The organism is Scytonema hankhaensis NUACC26 (assembly GCF_045865695.1).
Classification (GTDB): Bacteria; Cyanobacteriota; Cyanobacteriia; order Cyanobacteriales; family Nostocaceae; genus Scytonema.
Map to the genome: position 1 here is coordinate 103646 of NZ_BAACAP010000238.1, position 19698 is coordinate 123343.

18 protein-coding genes and 1 tRNA gene are annotated in these 19698 nt (G+C 38.7%); 1 reads left to right on the forward strand and 18 read right to left on the reverse strand.

Translation table 11 applies throughout. The features are described 5' to 3' along the window. Positions 1 to 200: 200 nt before the first annotated feature. Positions 201 to 272: transfer RNA gene (locus ACKTT2_RS39350), tRNA-Gln, on the reverse strand. 266 nt (positions 273 to 538) lie between these two features. Between ACKTT2_RS39350 and ACKTT2_RS39355 the strand changes: the two genes are divergently transcribed. Then, positions 539 to 859, forward strand: coding sequence for a hypothetical protein (locus ACKTT2_RS39355; RefSeq protein WP_407896688.1), 321 nt, complete (start codon positions 539 to 541; stop codon positions 857 to 859). Positions 860 to 876: 17 nt separating this feature from the next. Here ACKTT2_RS39355 and ACKTT2_RS39360 read toward each other — a convergent pair whose 3' ends face one another. From ACKTT2_RS39360 to ACKTT2_RS39440, 17 genes are all read right to left on the reverse strand, one after another. Continuing rightward, the gene (locus tag ACKTT2_RS39360; RefSeq protein ID WP_407896690.1) at positions 877 to 2103 is read right to left on the reverse strand and encodes a glycosyltransferase family 4 protein; all 1227 of its coding nucleotides are present in this window, start codon (positions 2101 to 2103) and stop codon (positions 877 to 879) included. Then, positions 2100 to 2306 (reverse strand): hypothetical protein, encoded by a 207-nt coding sequence (locus tag ACKTT2_RS39365; protein ID WP_407896692.1) that lies wholly within the window; start codon positions 2304 to 2306, stop codon positions 2100 to 2102. The genes ACKTT2_RS39360 and ACKTT2_RS39365 overlap by 4 nt, the downstream gene beginning before the upstream one ends. A gap of 88 nt (positions 2307 to 2394) precedes the next feature. Beyond that, positions 2395 to 3309, reverse strand: a complete 915-nt coding sequence (locus ACKTT2_RS39370) for a class I SAM-dependent methyltransferase (protein WP_407896694.1) — start codon at positions 3307 to 3309, stop codon at positions 2395 to 2397. Between the two features lie 69 nt (positions 3310 to 3378). Next, positions 3379 to 4626, reverse strand: a complete 1248-nt coding sequence (locus ACKTT2_RS39375; protein WP_407896696.1) for a polysialyltransferase family glycosyltransferase — start codon at positions 4624 to 4626, stop codon at positions 3379 to 3381. Continuing rightward, positions 4623 to 5162 carry a KdsC family phosphatase gene (locus ACKTT2_RS39380; RefSeq protein ID WP_407896698.1) on the reverse strand — a complete coding sequence of 180 codons (540 nt, stop codon included), beginning with the start codon at positions 5160 to 5162 and terminating at the stop codon, positions 4623 to 4625. Before ACKTT2_RS39380 ends, ACKTT2_RS39375 begins: the two co-directional genes overlap by 4 nt. 23 nt (positions 5163 to 5185) lie before the next feature. After that, on the reverse strand, positions 5186 to 6001 hold the full coding sequence (kdsA, locus tag ACKTT2_RS39385; protein WP_407896700.1) for a 3-deoxy-8-phosphooctulonate synthase: 816 nt from the start codon (positions 5999 to 6001) through the stop codon (positions 5186 to 5188). A gap of 97 nt (positions 6002 to 6098) precedes the next feature. Further along, on the reverse strand, positions 6099 to 6992 hold the full coding sequence (locus ACKTT2_RS39390; RefSeq protein WP_407896702.1) for a hypothetical protein: 894 nt from the start codon (positions 6990 to 6992) through the stop codon (positions 6099 to 6101). A gap of 109 nt (positions 6993 to 7101) precedes the next feature. Then, a complete protein-coding gene (locus ACKTT2_RS39395) occupies positions 7102 to 8022 on the reverse strand; it encodes a glycosyltransferase family 2 protein (RefSeq protein WP_407896704.1) in 921 nt (306 codons plus the stop codon). Positions 8023 to 8232: 210 nt separating this feature from the next. Next, positions 8233 to 8877, reverse strand: a complete 645-nt coding sequence (locus ACKTT2_RS39400) for a TVP38/TMEM64 family protein (protein WP_407896706.1) — start codon at positions 8875 to 8877, stop codon at positions 8233 to 8235. 86 nt (positions 8878 to 8963) lie between these two features. Further along, positions 8964 to 9974 carry a glycosyltransferase family 2 protein gene (locus ACKTT2_RS39405; protein WP_407896708.1) on the reverse strand — a complete coding sequence of 337 codons (1011 nt, stop codon included), beginning with the start codon at positions 9972 to 9974 and terminating at the stop codon, positions 8964 to 8966. A gap of 86 nt (positions 9975 to 10060) precedes the next feature. Further along, complete coding sequence (locus ACKTT2_RS39410) at positions 10061 to 11641, reverse strand: glycosyltransferase family 39 protein (RefSeq protein WP_407896710.1); 1581 nt, start codon at positions 11639 to 11641, stop codon at positions 10061 to 10063. Positions 11642 to 11818: 177 nt separating this feature from the next. Continuing rightward, the gene (locus ACKTT2_RS39415; RefSeq protein ID WP_407896712.1) at positions 11819 to 13468 is read right to left on the reverse strand and encodes a glycosyltransferase; all 1650 of its coding nucleotides are present in this window, start codon (positions 13466 to 13468) and stop codon (positions 11819 to 11821) included. Between the two features lie 85 nt (positions 13469 to 13553). Then, entirely contained in the window at positions 13554 to 14354 is an 801-nt protein-coding gene (locus ACKTT2_RS39420; protein WP_407896714.1) for an FkbM family methyltransferase, read from the reverse strand. A gap of 81 nt (positions 14355 to 14435) precedes the next feature. Then, positions 14436 to 15167: a 3-deoxy-manno-octulosonate cytidylyltransferase gene (kdsB, locus tag ACKTT2_RS39425; protein WP_407896716.1), complete on the reverse strand. Its 732-nt coding sequence runs from the start codon at positions 15165 to 15167 to the stop codon at positions 14436 to 14438. 83 nt (positions 15168 to 15250) lie between these two features. Further along, positions 15251 to 16288 carry a hypothetical protein gene (locus tag ACKTT2_RS39430; protein WP_407896718.1) on the reverse strand — a complete coding sequence of 346 codons (1038 nt, stop codon included), beginning with the start codon at positions 16286 to 16288 and terminating at the stop codon, positions 15251 to 15253. Positions 16289 to 16317: 29 nt separating this feature from the next. After that, positions 16318 to 17337 carry an MBOAT family O-acyltransferase gene (locus tag ACKTT2_RS39435; protein WP_407896720.1) on the reverse strand — a complete coding sequence of 340 codons (1020 nt, stop codon included), beginning with the start codon at positions 17335 to 17337 and terminating at the stop codon, positions 16318 to 16320. 492 nt (positions 17338 to 17829) lie between these two features. Next, on the reverse strand, positions 17830 to 19698 hold a 1869-nt coding region (locus ACKTT2_RS39440; protein ID WP_407896722.1), incomplete at its 5' end, for a carbohydrate-binding protein.

The window sequence follows — 19698 nt, forward strand, 5'->3', positions numbered from 1 at the left end:
TAAGTTCTTTTCCTTTTAGTATAAAATATAGATAGGTATTCACAACTCTTGTTTACCATTATGAACTACCCCAACCTAAACCAAACGGTACCTCATTGAAATTGGGGCTTCCGTCATCCCTACCAAAATAGTCGGTTGGGGAATCGTAGTCAATGATTAATTATTTATTGTAAACTAAACTTAATTATTCTACACTCTAACTGGGGCGCTAGGATTCGAACCTAGGGATGGCGGGACCAAAACCCGCTGCCTTACCACTTGGCTACGCCCCATTACTGATTTACATAAGTTAGTATAGCAGTGAGTCCTGGGGTAGTGTCAAGTCCTTTAACAAATATTTTGCAGTAATTTGTTCAAAAGCAGCCAGAAACCAACTTGTGCTCGGAGTAACGTTTCTTCGCTGGCAACTTGCCTACACTCTTGATGAACTTTCACATAAAATTGTATTGATGAATTTGGTTTATTAGGGTCGATCCCCGTCCGAGAAAACCGCCAATCACTATCCGCTTTGCTGTCAACATTTCTTTGCCAATCATTTATGTCTCATATCAGGTCAGGCATCAACCTCAATGTTATTCTACTGCTGCTGCTCAACTTTCTTTGGAATAGACAAAAACAGCAAAAGCAGCAGACCTATGACTATACTGAATGTGTTTGCGGATGTGACTATGCATTTGAACCTGTTGATAACCTAACAAAAGGTTACATGACTGCACAGTTTAAAGGGATCAAACGTGGAGATTATATTCTTTTAAAGAACGGTTCTAACCTTTATCGATATCAAGTTGAGGAAATCGATTACTACTCTGAACCGCCAGATATGTGGATAGCTTTACTTCACAAAGTCGTACAGGATTGACAGCTTGCCAGAAAAGATTAGTCTATTTGCAAAACTTGATGATATAACTGAATGTATTGCTGGGTTTGCAATTCTAAAGAATATTCTTTGAGCGCGAGCGCACGACAATTGCGACCCATACGATCGCGCTCAGTCTCATCTTCCAGCAGATGTACAATGCCGTGACAAAAATCATCGGGATCTTCTGGTGTAGCCAAGTAGCCAGTGATATTTGGGCGTACCAAATCCGGAATGCCACCAATTTTGAACGAAACCATCGGGGTGCCACAAGCCATACTCTCTTGTAGCACTAGGGGAAGATTATCAGCACGAGTAGGAAAAATAAACAGGTCAGCAGCAGAATAGGCAATAGATTTGAGGCGATCGCTGGCGACATAACCCAGATTTAGGGTCATCACTCCTGCGGCTTCAGAAATGGCTTCAGCATCATCACCTAAAATTAGTAGCAAAGTTTCTGCTTTTAGAGATTCAGGTAAGTTTTGTAAAGCCTTCAGCAGCAAATCGCCTCCCTTACGGAAATCCTTCAAGCTGTCTGCGGCGAACATCAAAACTTTTTTGCCTACAGGAATGCCTAGTAGAAAGCGGCATTGTTCTGGATCGAGAGGTTGATAAACTTCTGTGTCAATACCATTGGGAATGTGATAAATGGGAAACCGATTGAGCATACTTTGTTTCACCTGCTCTGTCAGCCAATGACTGGGTGTCACAACCGTTAATTTAGCTTTGCTGTAAACCCAGTTCTTGAGCTTCCACTCCCAATGGGTATTATCTCTAGAAATAGCTGGGTATGTATCTGGATACGGACATTTACCACAGCCTCTCATCCAGCGATCGCACTTAAAGCTATAGGCACAGTGACCTGTGAAGCTCCACATATCGTGAAGAGTAAAAACAGCGGGTTTGCTTTCAGTTAAAGACGGAATCGCTAAGTAGTTGAAATAACCAGTATGTAGGTTATGAAAGTTCAGAACATCTGCATTTTGGTAAAAGTGGTGCTTGGTAATATCAAAGCTGCTTATATGATTAATGTAGTTAAAACCCAGACCCCGTGTTACGCGATGTATTTGCTTTTCGAGCAATGGGTATTTATTTGGAATGGAGGCTACACGATTGCTACTAGTTTTTACTCTGCCAACCAGCAAGCGAGAGTTAATATTTTGCGCTAACAAACCTTGATGGAGACGGTAACCAGCGATGGCCGCTCCACCAGTAATATCAGACTGATTGATATGCAAGATATTCATACAGATGGTCTCATCGCCTCCATAAATAGCGAATCGGGTTTATAAACGCGAATATCTGGTTTTGAATCTAGATTCCAGTTAGTTCTACCTTCTATGTATGGGATTCCTCCGCAGATTTTTGAACTACACGTAGGGTGGGCATTGCCCACCACTTTTGTCTGTTGGTAGGCATTGCCCACCCTACAGTACTGAAAATTTTTCATAAATCATTTATGATTCCTATAGTTTTCGCTAGCGATACATTAAAAGGCTATAATTCCAGTGGTACACTTCATTCCTTCACAGCTAAAATCAGGCAATTTTATCAACTTTACGGAACTGCACATATAAACTTTGACCTGTCAAAAATCTCCTTAACCCAGTCTTGAGTAGTTTTCGATAGACTGGAGTCGTATGACGATTGAAAAGTAATTTATATAAGGGAGATATAGAGCGAAAATAGCTACTATATGAATCTAGATACAAAGAAACATGATATGAAGCTAAAGGTTCTATTATTCTTTTCTCCAACCGGACAGGAAATATTTTTTCCAGTGCTTTAAACGATTGTGTTGACCACCGAAGCATATGGTGTGGTGGCATATCAAGCAGATTATCTTGGTATTGCAGAAAACTCTCTGAGTTTGGCACACAGAATATAAGTTTTCCATTTGGCTTTAATAGTTGAATAGACCATTCAATAAAGTCTTTAGGCTGAGAAATGTGTTCAAGAACTTGAAAACTACAAATGGCATCTAGAGATTGAGGAGCTTGTTTAGCAAGTTCTTGTAAATCTAAGTGCTCTACAGGAAGATTCTTTTGTTGAGCTATCCTAACAGCTGCTTTGTTAAGTTCAATACCTTTAATGTTTAAACCAGACTTGATAGCTAGTTCAACAAAAGAACCAAATGCAGAACCCACTTCCAAAATTTGTTTACAATCATGCAGATTTTTCAAGGCAACTTGATGTTCCCACTTCTTAGACATATAATACCAATCAAATCTTTGAAGTTGCTCATAAAGTTTTTCTGAGCCAGCAATTTCAAAGGGTGCGAAGAATTTTAGCTGAGTTTCATTACATTTAAAAAGATAAATTTCTTGACATTGATGAAGTTCGTTAGTAATATCTATCTCTAGTATATTTTTCCAGCTTTGAATAAGCGATTCCGACGGAATTGTTTTAACCAAAGTGATGTTACTGTAACCCGTTATAGGACTGACAAACATAATTAATCTCCATTTTTTCAATCAATTTTTTTAAGTAAAAGTAAAGCAATTTAATCCTAGATAAAAGTACTAAACATTACTAGCAAATTCAAATTTTTCTATATTTTTAACTGCTGCTCTTAGATCTCGTTCATGAATTAATCTGCTTGTAACGTAACTTTCATAGAACCACTTTGAAGTAATATCATCGCCAAACCCTACTATACTAGGAACATCAAACAGTAGCTTTAGTGATATACAAGCGGAACTGAGAGCAAAAACTTTGACATCATTATTACCAACTAAGAAAGCCTCTAAAAAGAAGACTTCAAATGGGAGAAAAAAAAGTTCTGGCTCGGACAAAACTAATATCTTGGAAAACAAATTAGCTAGAGCATCTTTTAATTTCTCAATTTTAGTGATATCGTCTCTAGGATGGGGTTTAATGACCAGCAGTGTGTCTTGATAAGTTCCTTGAGCATTCAAGAACTGACAATAAGCAGTAATCTCATCCTCTTGAAACATTCGACCTGCTTCCGATAGATTGGAAGTCAGCAGGACAACGACTGGAAGACCAGCGATTTTTTCTTGAAACCGGGCGATATAGTTTGGATCTGCTAAACCCTTTAGTTTCTGTAAAGTTTCTAGAATCAGGGATTTGTTTATTGTTTTAATTGGCATGGGGGGGCATTCACCTAGAATGTCAGGTAATACAAAGTAGCCCCTATCAAACTCTATCTGTGAAAGGGCTGTTTGACATTCTGTCTGATGGTTTAATCCTGCGATTAAACCTTTAAATTTATTTTTTAAAAAGCGCAGGCGAGGGATTAATCTTTGTAAAAGATGTTTATTTTGTGTAGTTGGGGTTACTGAAAAACCTTTTGATGTAGATGAAAAATAAATTCCAATACTATCTCCGTAGCAAATTTTTTGAGCCGATTGATAGGCATTAATCAGAAGCTGATTGCCAAACTGCCAATTTCTGCATAAGTAAATTTCATCAGCAGCCTCAATTCCTATTAACTCATGTACTGTTTTAATTCCCTTGGAGCAACCAAGAGACTTTATTTCTTCATCTATGTCTTGTAACTGAGTGGGAGTTATATAAACAATTGCTCTCCAGTTACAAATGAGTTCTGCCATTTTTTTAATTAAGGCAACAAATCCATCTATCTGCTCTGAAGGAGCATAAAGGTCATAAATAACCAGGTAGTTTTCATATTCACAGCCAAGGTGCTGCTGCTCTTTTTCTCGATAGCTGAGAATTGATAAGGCAGTAACTAGCTGAACGCTACCTTGGCAAGTGATAACTCGTTTGATAAGTTGACGATGAGTCATTTTTCTATCAGAGAAAGTCTGGCTTCAACTTTTGATTTGGTTTTCAACAAGAGGTCACAAATTTCTCGGACGCATCCTTGTCCCCCAGCTAACCTACTAACGTAGACAGCGCAAGCTTGATTGTCTGGCATTGCATCAGCCACTGTTAGGGGACAGCCTACAGCACACATGACTGGCAAATCAACAATATCGTCCCCAACATAAGCAACTTGAGATAGGGATAAACTTAAATCTTCACAGAGTTTTTTGATAACTGTTAGCTTGTCTTCAGCGCCAATAAAGGTGTGCTTAATGCCCAGCTTTTTAGCCCGGTGCAGAGTGGCATGAGAAGTGCTGGTGGTAACGATCGCTACTTCAACACCAGCCTGCATCACTAACTTGATTCCCTGTCCATCCTTGACATTAAATTTTTTCAGTTCTTCTCCGCTGTCTGTATAGTACAGTCCCCCATCGGTCAGGACACCGTCCACATCCAGCGCTAGAAGCTTGACCTGAGATAAACGTTTGTGCAATTCAGGATTGGAATTGTCGCTCATTTTAAACTTACCTGGGAACTTGCCTATAAAGTATTACGTATGTTCAATATTGGTTTCAGGATTTCTTCCAAATTTGCTAGCGGTACCATGTTAGGACCGTCACTCAGAGCAATATCTGGATTTTCATGGATTTCCATAAATAGGGCGTCAATACCTACTGCTGCTGCTGCTTTAGCCAGGTATGGTACAAACTGTCGCTGTCCACCTGATTTATCTCCCTGTCCCCCTGGCATCTGGACGCTGTGAGTAGCATCAAAGACTACAGGATAGCCTAGTTCTCGCATCTGGGGTAGCGATCGGAAATCTACTACAAGGGTATTATAACCAAAAGAACTACCTCGCTCGGTCAGCAAAATATTCCGAGATCCTCCGCCTTCTAGCTTGCGGATAACATTCTTCATGTCCCAAGGGGCAAGAAACTGACCTTTCTTTACGTTAATGGCCCGACCTGTAGCCGCCGCCGCTAGCAATAAGTCAGTCTGACGGCAAAGAAAGGCTGGAATTTGCAGAACATCCACTACTTCGGCTACAGGGGAAGCTTGGTAACTTTCGTGAATATCGGTAAGTACTGGGACACCAACTTTGTCTTTGACTTTTTGTAAGATTTCTAGTCCTTCTTCTAAGGTTTGTCCCCGAAAGGAGTTGATTGAAGTCCGATTGGCTTTATCAAAAGAGGACTTGAAGATAAAAGAGATTCCCAAGCGATCGCATACCTTGCGAATTTCTTCCGCCATTTTCAAGGTAAAGTCTTCTGATTCAATGACGCATGGACCACCAATCAGGGTAAATGGACAATTGTCACCTATAGATAAATTATCTGTAATTTGAGTGCAAACCATGCTATCTCCTTTCTTGCAAAAAAGAATTTTCCTAACCTCTTAGATATATATGTAAAACATTTTTACCTGAACTGCTAAAAATTCTAAAAGTTACCATTCAAACTCTCCAAAATTTTTGGACAGACTTGGTATACAATCGATTCATTTTGTTTATTAATATGTAGTATATTATCTTTCGTTTATTTTCTGTAAAATAATTCTTCATAATATGTTTTTTAGGTTGACTTTGAAAGTGGAGAGAATTAAACCTTATTTCCTTGCCAGATTCGAGATGTCTACAAAATGGAAGACCATCTACCCAAAAGATGTTTTTTATACCTTCACGCATTTCAAATCCATCAGAACTATTTATATTAGCGTCATAAACAGAATCATTAATAATATCAGAAGTGCTACCAATTTCTTGAGAATATCTCTGGTAGTACTGGTTTAGCAAAGTCATATCGCAAATTCCACCTGCTTTTTGTCCTGCTAATAACGCTTTCTCTCTTATTGACGTAAGAATCTCAAAAAGTTCTGGGTTTGTATAATAACTCATTATATGTTCACAAATTTTTTCTAATCCGGAATATTTAATGTACGAATTATGTCCGGAACCTTTTTTTGATAAGGTAAAACTATACTTTTCAAATTTTTTTGAAAATTCTTCAGTTACGTTGACATAAGTCATGAGATCGGAATCTAAATGTATACAACTATCTATTTTATTTTTTATCATAAATTCTTGAATAATAAACCATCTTTGAAAACAAAAAAGTTCATATTCATAATCATTAAAACTCAAATGCTTTTCTGAATAAATTTTCTCAAAAAGTTTTGCTTTAGTATAATAATTATAGATATTTTCATGATGAATAAAATTTAGAATACTGTTACTATTATCCCCAAGTAAAAATATGTCACTTTTGGGATTAAATTTTTGAGCTTGAGCTAAGGAATACAATAGATACTCAGGAAATCCCCGATGAACAATTACAATTGGCAAACCCATACACTTACTCCTAATTTTTCAACAAAAGGACTAATATAAAATTATTGAGACTTGGAGATTTAATTAGGAAACAACACTTCTGAACTCAATAAATTAAATCATCTACTAACTAATGCGAAAAGTCTCCTCTACTGAAATAGTGTGAGTAAATAGATAAAAGCATAATAACCTTTTTCAGAAGAGGGATTTTAGCCGATTTAATGAGATTTATAACTGTCTTAAATTCCTTTGTGGTAGGATGGGATATAGTCTTGAATTCCACATCAGCAAGCTCACATAGATGACTTGGATAGTTCATCTTTGTTGATAAAAACGAGAATAAGCGTTTAACAGCCTCATCGTATCGTTGCAAGTATTCAGGTGTTCTCTCTTTGCTTCGTCCATAGTGACCGTTATTACCGTGTACTCTGTACCTTACCAAAGGTTGAGCTAGATAAAATTTTCTTGCTCCTACTATCGAAGCTCCATAAACTAGACAGTCGTCTGCACGCATACGCCAATCTTCCAGATAAGGAATTGGCAATAATTTCTCAAGCACAGATTTACGCATTGATAAGGTCGAAGTTCTATGACCTATCCATAATCTATTGTAAAGAGTTACAATCCTAGAAATACCTAAATCACGAGTTTTGTCGTAGCAACTAGCAATTCGTTCTTCATTACCAAAAAGTTCAGCGCTACAAAATAGGAAATCACATTCTGGATGCTCTTTGTAAAAATTTACAATTTCCTCAATGTAATTCTCTTTATAAATATCATCAGCATCAAGAAAACAGATAAGCTCTCCTCGAGCTGCCTGAAATCCTTCATTAAAACTTGAAAGCTGTCCTTGATTCTCCTCTTTTAGAACCAGCTTTACTGTTTCATGGTCTGCAAATTTATCTTTTAAGATCTGAACAGATCCGTCTGTAGACCTATCATCAACAACAATAATTTCGTCTACAGGTATCGATTGTTTTAAAACGCTATCTATAGCATCTAAAACATATTGTTGATAGTTGTAATTGTTAATCAGTACAGATACTTTCATAACCTTTGCTTTTTACTCCTCAAATTCTATGGAGAATACATAGCCATCATCAACATCAGTTAGAAATGCTAACCGATCTCTTTTACACAACCCATAGAGACATACCCGGAAACTTTTAAGTTAAAATAGTACATCTTAGTATCGTGTAAAGCCGCAAAGACACAAAGTATAAGGATATTTTGTCAGAGTTTATACTCCACACACCACACCCTAGTCTCGGTGATTTCGATACCAGGTTGCTCCCAGAACTAGTGCTCCTACCAACCCCAATGCTCCAGTCAGTGGCAGAATATCTCCTGTTTTCAATGCCTTTAAACCAGAACTGCCTATGAGTACAAAAGGAAAAACACCAGGAATGGTGCCTAAAACAGTGCCCAGAAAATAGTCCTTGAAGCTTACTGATGTGAGACCAGCAACAAAATTGACCAAACCATAGGGAAGGATTGGTAGAAGTCGAATGGCAAGTATATAAAGCATTCCTCCCCGGCGCACCTCAACATCCATTCGTTGCCAACCTTTAGACAGCTTTTTGGTCAGCGCTTTACGTCCAACAGTACGGGAGTACAAAAATGATACTATTGCGGCAATTAATGCACCAATACTAGTCCAAAAAGTACCTAGCCATATACCAAAGATTGCTCCTCCAGTTAAATTGAGAGCAGTTGAAGGCAGCATCAACACAGTTGCTACAGTATAAATAGCAATGTACAAAATTGGTGCCCAGATACCAGCTTGCCCGAGCCACTTTTGAAGTTGCGCTGGCTCAATACCTCCTATAAGATATATTCCTAAAGCGGTTGCTATGAGGCAGACAACCGTAAGCAAGAAAACGAAGCCTTTTAAGTTTGATATCAAAAAATTCTCCTACTGGTTCAAGATGCTATTTCCCGCTCGTGTTTGAAAATAAGCAAGTCTAAAAGTACTTTAATAATGAAGTTTGCTTAATCTTGATATACTTTAATAGGAGATGCAGCCTTCTTATTTATCTCACTACTGGTGTGAAATCCGTAGAGGTCACGAACTAGGTAAAGTGGTCTTCTCTTTACTTCTTCAAAGACGCGACCTATATATTCACCAATAATACCTAACGTGATTAATTGCATTCCTCCTAAAAAGAGGATGACTACCATTAATGAAGCATAGCCAGGAACATCAATCCCAAATATCAAGGTACGAATTATTAAAAAAGTGGCGTAGAGGAATGCAGCTGTAGATAGTAAAACTCCGATGTAGCTCCAGACTTTCAAGGGTATAAGACTGAATGATGCGATCCCATCAATAGCAAAATTCCACAGTCGCCAATAATTCCACTTAGTAGTTCCTTTGTAACGTGGAGGGCGATCGTATAATATAGCAATCTGCTTAAAACCAACCCACGCAAATAACCCTTTCATAAAACGGGTTCGTTCTGGCATTTGCTTGATGACTTCGACGACTCGTCGATCGAGCAAACGAAAATCTCCAGTATTGCGTGGGATTTGGATACGGCTTATTTTACTTATAACTCGGTAGAAAGCGGCAGCGGTAAAACGCTTCAACCAGTTTTCTCCCTGACGAGAGCGACGAGTTGCATAAACAACATCATAACCCTCACGCCACTTACTAATAAGTTCCTCAATGAGCTCCGGTGGATCCTGGAGGTCTGCGTCAATTGGTACTACTGCAGCCCCGCTAGTATGATCGATACCAGCACTCAGCGCTGCTTCTTTACCAAAATTACGGGATAGGTTGACAACCTTGATAGTCGGATTTAAACTATTGTGTTGAACCAAATACTTTAAAGTATTATCTTTACTACCATCATTAACGCAAATAATCTCATACTTCATGTTGAGACGGTTGAGCACTGAGGTTAGCCGTTCAAACAGGTAATTGATATTGGACTCTTCATTGTAAAAAGGAATTACAATAGAGAGTTCTATAGTTTCTAAATTGTCTGAGTCCAAGAGCATAAAAGTGTACCTACGATTATTGTTATTGAGCTAGAAGCATTTTTATTGGCGATCGCTCAAACTCGCGGTATTTTGCACCCTGACTCTTATGCTTTTCTCTTTAAACGCCACAGAGAAGTTTTATAGGCGGGCTCCAACTTATACTTCTGCTCGAGAGCCTGCTTAAATGGTTTAATAGGTTTAAATACAAATATGTTATCAAAGCCAGTAGGAATCTCTGGCAGTATTGGTTCCGTCGTCAATTGAAGCTTTATTTTTGGTTTGAGCAAATGACCTAGAGACAGGACATCACCTACCATCGGATTGCTAATAGGGTCTGCATCTTCACTGCTAAGGACGAGAGGACGAGATGAGCGCTCGATGGACTGAGCCATGTCAAGTGTGGCATCATACCCTGGTTTTTGCAGAATTTCCACTCGCAAAGTATTTGCATTACTAAGTAGGCTGATGGACACCAGTACCACCAGAACAACTAGCCATAATCTTTGCTGGTTGTATTTACCGTTTATGGAGCTTATCTGCATCGCTAGCAGATGAGCAGTTGCTATCTCTATTCCCAAATAGCAAGGAATGATGTAGCGTGGGATGGTTGAGCGCATACCTCCAGAGATTAGGTCTGGTAAGACCAGGGCAAAGGTCGGAAGTATGATTAAGATAATGATGAATGACCACGTTTTTTTATTGGTACAGTAACAAAGAAAATAGAGGGCGTAACCTATCAAAAACAACACAAAAATTTTCACAACTAGCCAAAGCTGACCAATTGGGAGAGGCAAAAAGAAATTATATGTAAGATTGTAAATCCAACTGTCAAGATATTGACTCCAAGTTAACCGGACGTTCATCCAAGCTGATACAATCCGTAAGTATCCTGAATTAGTAATAATTATTACTAGCCAAGGGAAAAAGACAAAAAACGCTACAGTGGATGCAAGAAGATAAGCAACAAGAGTCTTCTCTAACCGCAACCCCCGATTAATAAGCACGTAACTCCCATGAGCAATTGCGACAAGACCAAAAAGCGGATTTGTGTATAACCCCAGGATGAGTGTAGCAGCATATACTACCCAATTGAACCAGGTATGTAAACGTATTGCTTGCAGTAATGCAGCGCTAGACAGCAAAACAACTACGCCAAGCAAGCTGTATTCCCGTGCTTCTTGTGCATAATGAATCTGGAACGGCGAAACAGCTATTAACGCAACTGCTACCCAACCAGTCAGAGATTCCTGAAATAATTCTAAACACAACCAGTAGATGCAGGGAAATGCAAGCAGGCTAGTAAAGGCAGATAGACTTCTGATCGCTGCTACTGAATCCCCCAGTAACTGTGCCCAATAATGGGCTATCACGTAGTACACCGGAGGGTGCTGCTGATCCTCTAGCATCAGCGCCTTTATGGTATCTATTACCCCTTTTTCAGAACTCAGCTGCTGGAACTTTTGCAATTGTTCAACATCTATTAATTTACCATTGAAAATGTTCTGGATGACCTCCGTTACTGTGAAGCCAGCAATACGCAATGAAGTATAGGTTTCGTCATGCCAGTAAACTCTGCCATCTATGTTGGCAAATCTAAAAAATACCCCCAATATCAATATAGTGATGATGAAAAGCCTAAAATTTGTTGGCGGAAGTTGCCAACTCTGTAATAGTATTTTTCTCATATCAAGAATTTTTATTTTTGAGTTACGATCGAGTAGAAATGCTATTGTTTGACTGCGAGTCTTTTGATTGCTTGTTTGACATTCTGTAGAATTTTCTCCTGGTAATCTAGAAATATTATTGTCTGATAGTTCTCTCTTTAAGAAGCTGAATATAGTTTAAGAATAAAGTGTAGTTCTTCAACTTTTCTTCAGTAAGAAACTTTTCACAAACTTCTTAGCTTGCCTAACTAGCGGTAGAGAGCGTAACTGCATACGTACCTTTGCTTTAAGGCTAAGCTTGTTAACAAATAACTTTGGTGTTGATTCCTGACTGACTTGACCCCCTCTAGCTAGCTTTTGATAAACAAAACAAGCTCCGACTCCCAAAGGCTGTTGAGAACCTGCTACACAAAGGCTGACAGGTATGAAACCTCTCAATCTAGCCAGTAGGTTCAAAATTCTTTTTGTTTGGCGCTTAGTATCTCCTACTATTAATAAAAAACCAGAGTTAGCAATCTTTGGTTCTACCTCCAACAGAAGCTGCTTTATTGCAGCTAACGTATCTGGTAAATCCAGTAGAACTATTTGAAATTTTTGCAATGAGGGTAAGTATTCCAGGTGAACTTGGTCTTTGACACCAACTTTGGAGCACCAAGCTTCCATTTCGATGACAGCTTCTTTTAAATTGAAATATGTTATGTCTAAACGTGGTAGATCGGCTAGGTCTGAGACCATTTCTTGATTCACTCCTTTCCAATACAGGAGTTTTATTTGGGGATTCAGTCTGTGGATTTCTTGAATCAGCTCGTAAACTTGAAGTCGAATACTAAATTTTTTATGGTCTCCGTTGCGGTTGATGTAGAGAACCCTTTTATCGTGTTCGAGTAAGAAAGGCGGCTCGATCTTACCCTCAAGTATGTAACGGTAGAACTTTTGTCGAACTGTTTGCTGACTGTAGCAATCTATCAGCTTTTGATGACCTGCTGCTGCAATTTTTTCTGCTTTATCGGGATTCTTTAGATAAAACTTTATCTTGTGGAGTAGCTCCCCTTCGTTTTCATAGCACTCTAAATGAACGCCTTCTTGAAACAGAGAAAACAGACCAGACTGAGAACTCAGGCGATCTGTCAACAGGAAACCTCCTGCCATCATCACTTCAAAAACTCGTCGATTTGTATCTCCATTCAAGCCGCAGTTGAATGCTATTCGGGAATTAGCGTAGTCTTCCAGACACTCAATATATGGCTTGCTTTGAATGTCAATATTGACTTTAGAGTTTTGCAAGAACTTTACCAGTCTGCTGCGGTGAACGTGAAGTTCGGACTGAGAACCTCGAAAAATGATGTCGTATGATTTCGATTCTTTGTTCTGAGGAATATAATGTTCAATAACAGGAGTTCCCGGTAGCCAGAAGACATTTTTGAGACCAGCTTCAACAAAAAAATGTAAATGCTGAACCCCTTGGTAAACCCAATGGTAATCACACTGGAGTGTTTGACAGTATTGAATTATACCTTTTAGCGAGCCATCACTCCAATGGAAAGTGTCACCAATCTTCATAACCTTTGGACACTTGATTCTCTCAAGTCCTCTTGGTATGAAGTTCATGTTTCTCGCTGATAAATTAACTATCTCTGGTTGAAAGCTGTTGGGAAGTTGCTCCAGGATGACGCTAATATCAAACTCACCTGATGGAACTGATACAGCTTTACCTGCTTTTACGGCTTCTATAGGTGGTTGAGGACAGGCTACGATACTCTGGTCTTCAGGATCTTCTAAATTAAATAGATTAGAGTCAGATAAAGGTATAGAGTATCCACGTATAAATAATTCTTTTGGTTTAAACATATTTTATACGCATTACTTACTTGTAAATTTCTCTTTTATCTTCAACATTTCGAGCTTTCAGCCTTGCAGCGTAGCGGTAGTGTCTTTAGGTTTGTGCCATTTGAATGGTTTTTGATGGAGTCACTTGACGCACTACATCCCATGCTTGACAAAGTTTCAAACTGTTGTTACTTGTCTGTTTTTGTAAAGCAATAGTGTCTCGTTGAATCTCTATTAATTCGTAATTTTGCCTTTCTAAGTGCTTGCGGCATTTAGCTTTGTCATCTTCGTTCAAATGTTTATGCTCATACAAGATAACCATTGGCTTGACACATTCAAAGTCAATCATCTTGATAATCTCAAAATCATACCCCTCTGTGTCTATATGTAGAATATCTATGTTACTAACGTGGTTTTTACGACATATCTCTTGAAATGTCAAGCATTTGATCTGAGTTGTAACTATTCGCTCTTTTATATCAGGTATCCAACTAGAATTTTTTAGTACAGTCTCTAACAAAAAAGAGCCTAGTTGGTTGTAGGTTATTGGCAAGTCGTCGCACTCCGCCAAGTGATAAAATTCTTTGACTCCGCTTTCACTAGATACAGCGACATTTTCAAGAATAATATTCTCAAATTGGCTAAAGTTTTTCTCCAGTCTTTTGAATACATATTCAACTGGTTCAATCATAATTCCAGCCCAGTTCCATTTATGAATAAAATGGCATAGAGGGTCACCGTGACTGGCATCGTTGGAGCCAACTTGTACAAAGAATACATTCTTTTTTGTGATAGCTAATGAGTAGAGAATGCAGTCTATCTTGTCACCATAAATCAGCATCCGAAGCTGTGGGGATTTTAAAAAAGCCCAAGGTATATATTGTTGCAATATTTTTTGCAAAAACATAAACGCAGTATCTAGCTTGTTCTTTACTTTTCTAAGAAGAAATTTCATAGGATAGACAAATTAATTTCGGTAAAGTGGTATTTAGACTCCAGCAAAAATTGAGGTTTGAGCTTGAACCAAGTCATCAGGGGTATTAATTTCTAGAACAGCTTTTTCAGTGAGACACACCCGAATAGCAAACCCATGTTCCAGCACCCGCAGTTGCTCTAAAGCTTCACACTCCTCCAAAGGAGTAGGTTTCATTTGAGCATATTGAGCCAAAAAATTCCTTTCAAAGGCATACAGTCCAAGATGGTGAAACACAGGTGCATCCCCAGAATTACGGAAGTAGGGAATAGGAGCACGAGAAAAGTAAAGGGCATTGCTTTTGCGATCGCATAGAACTTTGACAACATTAGGATCGCAATAACCTGTTTTAGGGTCTAAAGGACATCCCAAAGTCGTCATATTGGGTAATTCCCCGGATACATAAGGAGAGACTAACTGAGACAACATCTGACCCGTGACAAAGGGTTGATCTCCTTGAACATTGACCACGACTTCCATATTGGAGTAGCGTTGAGCGACTTCTGCTACTCGATCTGTACCAGTAGCATGGTCAGAACGAGTCATCTCCACCTCTCCCCCAAACTGATGCACGCAATCGGCGATCGCTACACTGTCAGTGGCGACCACTACTTTCGTGAAATCAGGACAGCTTTTGGCTGCTTCATAAACTCGCTGTATCATTGGGCGATCGCCAATCAGCGCCAAGGGCTTACCTGGAAAACGTGTTGAATTGTAACGGGCTGGAATGACTGCAAGGATATTCATAACAAGCTCTTAGAAACTACTAAAGGAAAAATTATCTTCTTGTCAGTTCTTAATATTTTCACAACTGATTTTGAAACAGACTCTTAACCATCATTTTTTGGGATTGAAATAATTTCTGTGATGAGTTCATTCGTATATACTTTGGCCGCAGAGTAAACCACATGGTCGGCATTTTCCATCTGTTCTTTTGGAAAAGTCATTGGTTTCTGGATATGGTGAATTTTTTCACTCCGGTTTGCATAAGCATTAAGTGTTTTTTGGACTTGACTAAAATAAGCTTTAAATTTTTCATTTTCGTAAAGAACTTCATATAATGGGCTATTAGCTAAGTAAACATCGAAATTATATTTTTCTGCTTCGGTCACAATTCTATTTAAAGCTAAACTGTTATCAGATGAAATATTAAATTCATTACTCTTAACAAAATTGATTTGCTCTTCTTTCTGACTTTCAACGTTTTTAGGGTTTGGTTTCTCCCAAATCATGAATCCATCATTTTCCAGTTTAAAGCTCCTGTTTAACTTGAACGAATCCAATGGAAACATCAACAGATTGGCAAGACTTTGGTTGGCTGAATATAAAGGGAGATATCGTTGTACCCAAAGGTCAAGCTGATTGTTTAAATTAAGTGCAATTTGTGGTTCTATCTGCTGCCAATATCCCCAGCTTAGGGGTATTTTCGCGAGTAATGACAATTGAAATTGGCGGCTCCAAACGTCGGGCACATGAACGATAAGAACATTGCGTGGAGGTCCAAATTTCTTTATATATGCTTCTAACATCCAAGCATCGCCTAAACTTGTCATGTTACCAATAGTACAGAGATTGATTGAGGTAGTATTAAGCTTTTCGTTAAGGATGCTGGGGAGTATACCTTGGTTACAGCTAGAATCTCCTAGTAATAGCCAATCAACTGGTTGTTTTAAATTCTCAAGAAGTTCCCATTTCTCCCTAATTAGCCAATCGCCTCTATTCGTTGTATATTTCTCCAAATACCATTTGGCTGCAAAGTTGGCAAGAAGGACAAGAATTGCAATCCATAACAAAGAAAGCAAGACACTGCGAGTACTCACTGGTTTGATAATCTCTACTGGTAACTGTTGATTAGCGCGTTGTGCCATTTTTCCTTAACTTGAGATTTCTTAATTAATTAAAACTGGAAGTAAATGAATTCTCCAGACTCGCGAACCCCAAAAACGCAAATCCAGATGAGTAAAAAGCTGTAAATTAGAATGCGAAATAGGGGGTTCAGTTTGGTTAAGATAAGTAAATCATTAGTAAAATGCTGACACAATTGAACTATGAGCAGGGGTCCGCAGAAAAATATTAACTTATAACCAAAAAGGAAACTCTGTTCTGAGCCGTCTAACCCGACGTTGGTAAGAATATAATAAATTTGGTCTACTGAACTTGAACGGAAGATCACCCACCCAATATTGCTAAGAATAAACATCAAAAAGATTTGACTGGGAATTTGCCAGTAGGAATGCTTGACACTCTTAGTTTCCCGTTGTTTTGGTTTCTTCTCAAAGAAGCGGTAAATAATGAGAATAAATCCTTGATATGCACCCCAGAGAACAAAGTTCCAAGCAGCTCCATGCCAAAGACCGCCCAGAAGCATTGTTAAAAATAAGTTGCGATATGTGTTGAAAGTTCCCTGGCGATTACCTCCAAGAGGTATGTAGAGATAATCTCTCAACCAACTAGAGAGGGAAATGTGCCATCGCGTCCAAAAATCACTAGGACTTCGAGCAAAATAGGGCAACTTAAAATTCAATATCAATTCAAAGCCCATGAGCTTGGCAATCCCTCGTGCAATATCAGAATAACCAGAGAAGTCGCAGTAAATTTGAATTGTAAAGGCAAGGATAGCAATGAGAATGTCCAGTCCTTTATACTGTGTGTAGTTGTTAAATACCTCATTAGCAATTATTGCCAAATTATCAGCAATGACTATTTTCTTAAAGAATCCCCAAATAATCAGGAATATACCTGTGTTGATTTGTTGTATTTTTATCTTTCTTGGTGAAATGACTTGGGGATATAAGTCAATTGCACGTTCAATAGGACCTGCCACTAATTGTGGAAAAAAGGAAATAAATAACGCACAATCTAGTAAATTATTGATAGCTTTTAAATCTCCTTTATAAACATCAATGACATAGCTCATTAGTTGGAATGTGTAAAAGGAAATTCCTACAGGTAGTAGGATGTTTAATGCAATCGTATCTAAGTTTACTCCAAAAATTTTGAGCGTTTGATAAAGACTCTGTGAAAAGAAGTTGAAATATTTAAAGAAACCAAGTAGTGATAAGTTAAAAAATATGCAGAGATATAGTAGTTTTTTTTGTAAATATTTATTTTTCTCTGTTTGAATTTTTTTAGCGATGAGAAAATTAATGACTATGGATATAATAAAAAGAACTAGCAACCGCAAGTCCCAGTATCCATAAAATACGAAACTAGCAATTAACAGCAAAAAATTCTGCGGCTTGTAATTTTTCCTTGTTATGATATAAAGCGTATAAACTACAAAAAAGAAAGTTACAAAAGTCAATGAATTAAAGTTCATAAAAAGCACTAATTATAAAAGTTTTGTAGGCTGGAGCTTGGAAGAAACAAGCTTGACTTAGAGCCTTGTTTCCTTACCAAGCTAAGGACATTAAGCAGTGGTGAAAACATCAGACGTGATAGTGCTGGCTTGTATTCCACTCAGTGAAGCTAACCATTCATTACCATTGTTAATCCAAGTATCGATCCCATTGTTAGCTTGCGTAATAGTCAGTTGCCCAAATGTTAAGCCACTAGATAGTCCCAGCAAATCCTTACCAACTATAAAGTCAGTAATGGTGTCAGTTCCTTGTCCTGTCGATAAGACGAATGTGTCTTTGTCATCGCCTCCTGTTAATGAATCATTACCGCCACCACCATTAATAATGTTGACACCTCCATTACCCACTAAGGTGTCGTTATAAGGAGAACCGATCATGTTCTCTATCTTACTAAGGGTGTCTTTGCCAATATCAGTGTTGAGAATTGCCTTATGCCAAACATTAGCAACCTTGCCATAACCGTCCTTTGTTGGGTGAACGCCATCTTGCAAGTCATCTGGTGTTAACGCACTGTAAACATCAACGTAAGTTACTTTTTTTCCCTGAGCTACTTTGTTACTGACTATGCCCGGTATAGATGAATTAAAATCTATGCCCGACTGCTTTTTATTTGAGGGTGTACTAATAGGTGGGATTGAAGATACCAAAAGTTGAGTGTTAGGTAATTTGTTGGTAATTTGATCAATGAGATTACTTAGCCGACTGGGTGCATTACTGATATCATCATTCTTAATTATGTCATTGGTGCCAATCATCATTAGCACCCTATCCGGCTTATATTTATCTAACCATACATTGACATTGCCATTGGAATCTTTATTACTAGCAATGTCTCTAATTCTCCATCCACCAAACCCAGCATTGTCTTTATCAAAGCCATCAGGACCTGAGGAACGTGAACCAACAAAATCGATATTGAAACCACCATTTTTCAGTAAGTTCCACAAATCATCACGGTATGCTCCTGAGTCCCAGTTAATCATGCCAAAAGTGTTGGAATCACCCAGAGGCATAATTTTAAACGGTGTGTCAGGTGAGGTAGCAAACTTGTGGTTGACAACACCAGTACCCAAGTCGGCAACGATAGGACCCCTTGCCTGGTTATAAGTAATTGTGTCAATTCCATTGCTGCCAGTATAAGTGTTGTTACCTGTATTACCTTGGATCGAGTTGCCAAAGTTAGATACGGGGATTAACTCTAGGTAGTTGATATTAAAGTCACTGGTTAACATATCCAAGCGCAGTTGATGTGTACCTGCACTCAAGGATAGTTGCCCAGAAGCTAGGACGCTCTGCCAATTGCGCCAATCACCAGTAGTGCCAAAATTCACTGTTGTATTCTTTCCGTCAACAGTCACCTTGAGGCTATGATTGTTTTTGTCCCCAGAAGCAACTCGGGCGACTAGTTGATAAGTCCCGGAGGTAGGAACGGTAATATCATAGGTCAACCACTCCCCTTTTTGAATCCAACCTACAAGATTGCCGCCATCAACATCCCCACTATAGGAAACATCAACATCGTCAGTACCATACGCATTGCCACCACTGTTACCGGCTGTCGTGTCGTAGTATGCGACTTTTTGACCACCATTCCTGTATTTCTCTGCTTCGATACGGATTGGCTGGACTAACTCCAGGTAGTTGATATTAAAGTCACTGGTTAACATATCCAAGCGCAGTTGATGTGTACCTGCATTCAAGGATAGTTGCCCAGAAGCTAGGACGCTCTGCCAATTCTGCCAACCACCAGTAGTGCCAAAATTCACTGTTGTATTCTTTCCGTCAACAGTCACCTTGAGGCTATGATTGTTTTTGTCCCCAGAAGCAACTCGGGCGACTAGCTGATAAGTCCCGGAGGTAGGAACGGTAATATCATAGGTCAACCACTCCCCTTTTTGAATCCAACCTACAAGATTGCC

Coding starts and splice junctions, on each gene's coding strand:
- ACKTT2_RS39380 (WP_407896698.1), bottom strand. CDS start 5,162: ATGAGCGACAATTCCAATCCTGAATTGCACAAACGTTTATCTCAGGTC.
- ACKTT2_RS39395 (WP_407896704.1), bottom strand. CDS start 8,022: ATGAAAGTATCTGTACTGATTAACAATTACAACTATCAACAATATGTT.
- ACKTT2_RS39420 (WP_407896714.1), bottom strand. CDS start 14,354: ATGTTTTTGCAAAAAATATTGCAACAATATATACCTTGGGCTTTTTTA.
- ACKTT2_RS39430 (WP_407896718.1), bottom strand. CDS start 16,288: ATGGCACAACGCGCTAATCAACAGTTACCAGTAGAGATTATCAAACCA.
- ACKTT2_RS39415 (WP_407896712.1), bottom strand. CDS start 13,468: ATGTTTAAACCAAAAGAATTATTTATACGTGGATACTCTATACCTTTA.
- ACKTT2_RS39435 (WP_407896720.1), bottom strand. CDS start 17,337: ATGAGCTATGTCATTGATGTTTATAAAGGAGATTTAAAAGCTATCAAT.
- ACKTT2_RS39405 (WP_407896708.1), bottom strand. CDS start 9,974: ATGCTCTTGGACTCAGACAATTTAGAAACTATAGAACTCTCTATTGTA.
- ACKTT2_RS39375 (WP_407896696.1), bottom strand. CDS start 4,626: ATGACTCATCGTCAACTTATCAAACGAGTTATCACTTGCCAAGGTAGC.
- ACKTT2_RS39390 (WP_407896702.1), bottom strand. CDS start 6,992: ATGGGTTTGCCAATTGTAATTGTTCATCGGGGATTTCCTGAGTATCTA.
- ACKTT2_RS39370 (WP_407896694.1), bottom strand. CDS start 3,309: ATGTTTGTCAGTCCTATAACGGGTTACAGTAACATCACTTTGGTTAAA.
- ACKTT2_RS39410 (WP_407896710.1), bottom strand. CDS start 11,641: ATGAGAAAAATACTATTACAGAGTTGGCAACTTCCGCCAACAAATTTT.
- ACKTT2_RS39355 (WP_407896688.1), top strand. CDS start 539: ATGTCTCATATCAGGTCAGGCATCAACCTCAATGTTATTCTACTGCTG.
- ACKTT2_RS39360 (WP_407896690.1), bottom strand. CDS start 2,103: ATGAATATCTTGCATATCAATCAGTCTGATATTACTGGTGGAGCGGCC.
- kdsB (WP_407896716.1), bottom strand. CDS start 15,167: ATGAATATCCTTGCAGTCATTCCAGCCCGTTACAATTCAACACGTTTT.
- kdsA (WP_407896700.1), bottom strand. CDS start 6,001: ATGGTTTGCACTCAAATTACAGATAATTTATCTATAGGTGACAATTGT.
- ACKTT2_RS39365 (WP_407896692.1), bottom strand. CDS start 2,306: ATGAAAAATTTTCAGTACTGTAGGGTGGGCAATGCCTACCAACAGACA.